7 protein-coding genes are annotated in these 6,059 nt (G+C 69.6%); 2 read left to right on the top strand and 5 right to left on the bottom strand.

The window, feature by feature from the left end:
• The 5 genes from E3O32_RS12445 to E3O32_RS12425 all read right to left on the bottom strand — a co-directional run.
• Positions 1-374, bottom strand: a 374-nt coding sequence (locus E3O32_RS12445) for a biotin/lipoyl-containing protein (protein ID WP_338145197.1), incomplete at its 3' end; no start/stop codon positions are given.
• The gene (locus E3O32_RS12440) at positions 371-1,387 is read right to left on the bottom strand and encodes an alpha-ketoacid dehydrogenase subunit beta (protein ID WP_134509972.1); all 1,017 of its coding nucleotides are present in this window, start codon (positions 1,385-1,387) and stop codon (positions 371-373) included. The genes E3O32_RS12445 and E3O32_RS12440, both read right to left, overlap by 4 nt.
• Complete coding sequence (pdhA, locus tag E3O32_RS12435) at positions 1,384-2,544, bottom strand: pyruvate dehydrogenase (acetyl-transferring) E1 component subunit alpha (RefSeq protein WP_198417566.1); 1,161 nt, start codon at positions 2,542-2,544, stop codon at positions 1,384-1,386. The genes E3O32_RS12440 and pdhA overlap by 4 nt, the downstream gene beginning before the upstream one ends.
• 111 nt (positions 2,545-2,655) lie before the next feature.
• On the bottom strand, positions 2,656-3,150 hold the full coding sequence (locus E3O32_RS12430) for an Lrp/AsnC family transcriptional regulator (protein ID WP_134509968.1): 495 nt from the start codon (positions 3,148-3,150) through the stop codon (positions 2,656-2,658).
• 40 nt (positions 3,151-3,190) lie between these two features.
• Positions 3,191-3,994, bottom strand: coding sequence for an oxygenase MpaB family protein (locus E3O32_RS12425; protein WP_241974899.1), 804 nt, complete (start codon positions 3,992-3,994; stop codon positions 3,191-3,193).
• 107 nt (positions 3,995-4,101) lie between these two features.
• Here E3O32_RS12425 and E3O32_RS12420 point away from each other — a divergent pair, with 107 nt between their 5' ends.
• Together E3O32_RS12420 and E3O32_RS12415 are read left to right on the top strand one after the other, a co-directional pair.
• Positions 4,102-5,355: a glycoside hydrolase family 3 N-terminal domain-containing protein gene (locus tag E3O32_RS12420; RefSeq protein WP_134509966.1), complete on the top strand. Its 1,254-nt coding sequence runs from the start codon at positions 4,102-4,104 to the stop codon at positions 5,353-5,355.
• Between the two features lie 107 nt (positions 5,356-5,462).
• The gene (locus E3O32_RS12415) at positions 5,463-6,023 is read left to right on the top strand and encodes a YceI family protein (protein WP_134509964.1); all 561 of its coding nucleotides are present in this window, start codon (positions 5,463-5,465) and stop codon (positions 6,021-6,023) included.
• Positions 6,024-6,059 lie beyond the last annotated feature (36 nt).

Below are 6,059 nucleotides of genomic sequence, written 5' to 3'. Positions count from 1 at the left end.
GCCGACGCCGCGGACGCCGACGCCGCGGACGCCGACGCCGCGGGCGCCGACGCCGCGAGTGCGGGGGCCGGCGCGGCCCCGGGCGTAGCCGCGGGCGCGGACCCCGACAGCGTGCTCTCCGTGGGCGGCGCCCCGGCATCCGTCACGCTCAGCAGCACCTGGCCGGAGTGGATCACCTGGCCGGCCTCGCCGAAGAGCGCCTTCACCACGCCGCCGAACGGTGACGGCAGTTCGACGATCGACTTGGCGGATTCGACCTCGACCACGGGCTGGTCGATCGCGATGGTGTCGCCGACGCTCACCAGCCAGGAGACGATCTCCGCCTCGGTCAGCCCTTCGCCGAGGTCAGGCAGGATGAAGTCGTTCGTCATCATGACCACTCCCAGGTGCCGAGTGCGGCGAGGATCCGGTCGGGGGTCGGCAGGAAGTACTCCTCGAGTTTGGGCGACGGGTAGGGGATGTCGAATCCGGTGATCCGCAGGATGGGCGCGGCGAGGTGGAAGAAATTGCGTTCGGTGAGCCGTGCCGCGACCTCCGCGCCGTACCCGCCGAACTGAGCGGCCTCGTGCACGACCGCGGCCCGGCTCGTCTTGCGCAGGGACGCGCCGACGGTCTCGTCGTCGAACGGTGACAGGCTGCGCAGGTCGATGACCTCGATCGACAGTCCCTCCTCCATCGCCAGTTCCGCGGTGGCCAGGGCGGTCTTCACCGTGGGGCCGTAGGCGATGAGCGTGACGTCGGTGCCCTCCCGGAGCACGACGGCGGTGTTCATCGGTGCGGTCTGCACGGGCAGGGTGAGCTGCTCCTTCATCCAGTACCGGCTCTTGGGTTCCATGAAGATCACCGGGTCGTCGCTGGCGATGGCCTCGCGCAGCATCGAATACGCGTCCGCCGGGTTGGACGGCGACACGACCGTCAGGCCGGGAGTGGCGCACCAGTAGGCCTCGGACGAGTCGGAGTGGTGTTCCACCCCGCCGATGTCGCCGGCGTAGGGGATGCGGATGACGATGGGGAGGGAGATCCGGCCCCGGGTGCGATTGCGCATCTTGGCCAGATGCGACACGATCTGCTCGAACGCGGGATAGCTGAACGCGTCGAACTGCATCTCCACCACCGGGCGCAACCCGTAGATGGCCATGCCGATCGCGGTGCCGACGATGCCGGACTCGGCCAGCGGGGAATCGCTCACCCGGGTCTCGCCGAACTCGGCATATAGCCCGTCGGTGACCCGGAAGACGCCGCCGAGGGGACCGACGTCCTCCCCGAACAGCACCACGGTCGGGTCGTCCCGCATCGAGTCCTGGATGGCCGCGTTGAGGGCGGCGGCCATGGTGAGGGTGGCCGGTGGGCGGGCACCGACGTGCGGGGCCGTGCTCTGCAGCGTCATGCGGGGGCTCCTGACGGGGTGGAAACGGGCGGGGGCGCGGTGTGCCCGGCGAGCGCAGCGTGTTCGGCCAGCTCGGCGGCCAGGAAGGCGCGCTGTTCGGCGAGAGCGGGCCGCGGGGTGGCATAGACGTGATCGAACAGCTCGAGCGGGTCCGCCTGCACGGGCAGCGTCATGCAGTCCCGGGTGGCCGCGGCGAGGTCCTCGGCTTCGTCACGGATGCCGGCCCGCTCCCGGTCGCTCAGGGCGCCGATCGACACCAGATAGGTCTCCAGTCGTTCGATCGGGTCGCGACGCCGCCAGACGTCGACGTCGCCCGCCGTGCGGTACCGGCTCGGGTCGTCTGAGTTCGTGTGCGCCTCCATCCGGTAGGTCAGCCCCTCGACCAGGGTCGGCCCGCCCCCCGTGCGGGCACGGTCGACGGCCGCGGAGGTGACCGCGTACATCGCGGCGACGTCATTGCCGTCGACGTAGAAGCCGGGCATGCCGTAGCCGATGGCCTTGTCGGCGATGGTGCGGCAGCGCATCTGCTTGTCGAGTGGCACGCTGATCGCGAACTGGTTGTTCTGCACCACGAACACGACCGGCGCCTGCCAGACGGCGGCGAAGTTGAACGCCTCGTGCGCGTCGCCCTCGCTCGTGGCGCCGTCACCGAGCAGGGTGAGGGCGACGGTGCTGTCCCGTTTGAGTTTGGACGCGGTGGCCAGGCCGACGGCGTGCAGCGCCTGGGTGGCGAGCGGGGTGGCCTGCGGCGCGATCCGGTGCTCGTACTGGTCGTAGCCGCTGTGCCACTCGCCGCGGAACGAGGCGAGGATGTGTTCGGGCTTCACGCCTCGGGTGAGCAGGGCGATGCTGTCCCGGTAGGTGGGGAACAGCCAGTCGCCCGGATCGAGTGACGCGACGGCCGCGATCTCGCAGGCCTCCTGGCCGAGGGCCGACGGGTAGGTGGCCAGACGGCCCTGCCGGGTGAGGGCGGTGACCTGCACGTCGAACCGGCGTGCCACCACCATCTGGCGGTACAGGCCGAGCAGCGTGACCGGGTCGGGGAGGGTGAAACCTCCCGCGTCGTCCGTCACGGCATGCCCGGTGTCATCGATCAGGCGGAGGGGCTGCGGCGCCGACGCGGTGGACACGACCGGGCTCTCGACATTGAGGCTCATGACGCAATCGTGGGGCATCCGTCGGCAGGCCACGACACCGCGGCGACGGATGTGAACGATTGGCTCGAACAGGCCCGTCGCCGTGCCAAACGTCCGATAACCAACTCGGATTCAGTGCCAGATGTCCGGCGCTTCGGCGGGCGCGTGACCGGCGATCTCCTCCAGAATCAGGTGGGACCGGGTGGAGATGACGCCGGGCATACTGTGGATGTCGCGCAGGATGGCCTGGCTGAGCTGCTCGTGGTCGGGCGCGCTGACCGTGAGGATGATGTCGATGTCCCCGCTGACCGCCTGGGCCTTCTCGACGAAGGGCAGCTTGCTGAGCCGGGACGCGATATCCGTCCAGGAGACGTCGCCGATCTTGACCACGACCAGGGCGGACACGTGCAGGCCGAGGGCGCGCGGATCGATCTGGGCACCGAAGCCGGTGATGACCCCGTGGCGCACGAGGTTCTGCACCCGAGTGTGGGCCGCCGTGCGGGAGATGTGCACGAGGGCGGCGACCTGGCGCATCGACAGGCGCGCGTCCCTGCTCAGTTCGGCGACTATTCGCCGGTCGATCGCGTCGAGGCCGGCGGGCGCGGGCGATGGGGAGTGCTCGCTCATACCAGCGGCTGCGTCATTGTGGTCCTCAGTTCGGGAGGCTTCAGACTACCGCCGGCTCAGCCATGGACTGGCGCACCGCGCGCAGGTAGTGGTTCTTCGGCCAATGGCGAAGCCGCATCGGCAGGAGCGGGTAGACCACTGCCGTGATGGCCAGCAGCCGGTCGAACCGCCGCTGCGACCGCGGTGACCAGTCGAGCTCGAACAGCTCCCGCACGCGCGCCGGGAGCAGCCCCACGGTGAGGAGACGGCCCAGCGGCATCAGCATCCGCAGCCAGACCGGTCCGGCCTGCGGGTGCAGGAGCTCATTCGCCACGGCCCGAGTGGTGGCATCGGTGCGAAGTTCGGCGACCCGGTCCCGGAAATACCCGGCGAACGCCGCGCGATCGACCGGCCAGAGGTCGGCCGGCACCTGGAGCGCCGTTCCGAGAACGGCGTAGTCCAGGTAGAGGGCGTCGGCGACGTCGTCTTCCAGCGGCCCGAAGACCAGTTCGCGCATCGTGATGGCAGAGTCGTACAGGGTCGCCGCCACCCAGAGCTGCAATTCCGGGGTGAACGCGCTGTAGGCCGGGGCTCCATCAGCGGCCTCGCCGACGACCGGGCCGTGAGCGCGGTTGACCCGCCGGCTGGCGCTCGCCGCCTCTGCCGGGGTGCCGAAGACCACGGCGTAGACGTAGGTCAGTGTGCCGCGCAGCCGGTCGAGGGGCCGCGAAGCGAAATCGCTGTGGTGCGCGACGCCGTGCCCGATGGCCGGATTCGCGATCTGCAGCAGGATGGACCGTCCGCCGGCGGCGATGAGCGCGCCTTCGCCGGCGATGTCCCGCATGCCCAGGTCGCGACGTGCCACTGGTTCCTCCCGTCGGGTGCCTCCCGTTGTGAATGCCGAGTGTAGTGCGACTCGGCCGCGTCGTGGGACCGGGTGCCCGCGCCGGCTCGCGGGGCTAACCTTGACCGATGATCACCGGTGGAGGACGACATGGCCGCCCATCCGGGAGCGCGGCGCTCGCCGCCGCTGTGGCAGCCGCTGTCGCCCTGTCGATGGCGCTGGCCGGCTGCTCGCCGGTCTCGCCCTCCGGGGGCACCGGGACCCACGCGCAGGCCGCGCCGGCCCGCACCAGCGCCCCGGTCGACCCGCTCGCTGCCGACGCTCGGCGGCGCCTGTCCGTCATGACCCTGACCGAGAAGATCTCCAGCCTGCTGATGCTTCACCAGCCGGGAACGGATGCCGCCGCGCTCGGCTCCTTCGCCGCCGACAACGGCCTCGGCGGGCTCATCCTGATGGGCGACAACGTGCCGCCCGCACCGGAGGACCTCGGCGCGTTGACCTCGGCGCTGAGCTCCGACGCCGCGCTTCCCCTCGTGATCGGGATCGACCAGGAGGGCGGCGAGGTGGACCGGCTGCGGAATGACGAGGCCCCGGGTGCGGAGGCTCTGCGTCCCCAGCCGGTGCAGGCCACCGAGGACGCCTTCCGCAGTCGCGGCGCCCTGCTTGAGTCGGCCGGGATCAGCGTCAACTTCGGAATCGTCGCCGATGTCACCGCCGATCCGAACTCGTTCCTGTACGGCCGCGTGCTCGGCACGGACCCTTCCGCGGCATCCGTGCGCGTGGCCGCAGCCGTCGCCGGCGAACGTGGCCGGGTGCTGAGCACCCTCAAGCATTTCCCGGGGCACGGGGCGGCACCGGGGGACTCGCACCGGAGCATCCCGTCGACCGGGCTGGGCTATCGGGACTGGCTCAGCCAGGTGGCACCGCCGTTCAGGGCCGGGATAACAGCCGGCGCGCAGGTGGTCATGTTCGGGCATCTGGCCTATCCGGCCGTTGATGCCCGGCCGGCCAGTCTCTCCCCGGCCTGGCACACGATCCTGCGCCGCACGCTCGGATTCACCGGAATTGCGATCACCGACGACCTGCTGATGCTTCAGGACACGGGGCTTGCCGAGTACGCCGACCCGACCGAGAACGCGATCGCGGCGATCGCCGCCGGCAACACCATGCTGCTCTACGTCACGCCTGCCGACCCTGCGCGGGTCGGGATGGTCATTCCGGCCCTGATTAACGGAATCGCCGGTGCCGTCGAATCCGGGCGGATCACGGAGGCTCAGATCGACGACGCGGCCTACCGGCTGCTCGTGGTGCGCCGGGGGCTCGCGGTGCGCTCGGCGCACGGAGAACCGTGCGGCGTGGATTGCCGCCGGCTGCTCCGATAGCGAGGCGGTCCGAAAGAAATAACCGCGGATTCGGAATAAACCGGGATCCTATGCAATTGCATGTAATTGACGGCGACAATCCACCGCCTGAGACTCGAGGAGAACCCATGACTGACACCATCACGAACATCCCCGGCTACAAGGCCGGGACCTGGACCATCGACCCGACCCACAGCGAGGTCGGCTTCAGCATCCGTCACCTGATGATCAGCAAGGTCAAGGGCAAGTTCGAGAAGTTCGACGCGACCTTCGTGACCGCAGAGAACCCGCTCGACAGCACTGTCAGCGCCACCGCCGAGGTCGCCTCGATCAACACCAACGAGGCCAACCGCGACGGTCACCTCCGTACCGGCGATTTCTTCGACGCCGAGACTTTCCCCAGCATCAACTTCGTCTCCACCGGTGTACGCAGCGTCAAGGGCGACTTCCTCGTCGACGGCGACCTCACCATCAAGGGCGTCACCAAGCCGGTCACCTTCGATTTCGAGTTCGGCGGCTTCGGCATGGACCCCTACGGCAACTACAAGGCCGGCGCGACCGCCAAGACGGAGGTCACCCGTGCAGACTTCGGCCTCGAGTACAACGCGGCCCTCGAGACCGGCGGCCTGCTCCTCGGCGAGAAGGTCACCATCACCCTTGAACTCCAGGCTGCGCTGAACCAGGCGTAACAGGCACTTCCGACAGGGGCTCCGCTACGGCGGGGC

The sequence above is a fragment of the Cryobacterium mannosilyticum genome, from assembly GCF_004402705.1.
In the GTDB taxonomy this organism is placed as follows: Bacteria; Actinomycetota; Actinomycetes; order Actinomycetales; family Microbacteriaceae; genus Cryobacterium; species Cryobacterium mannosilyticum.
Note: the sequence above shows the minus strand (reverse complement) of the source record. Positions and strands in the feature narration are given on the sequence as shown.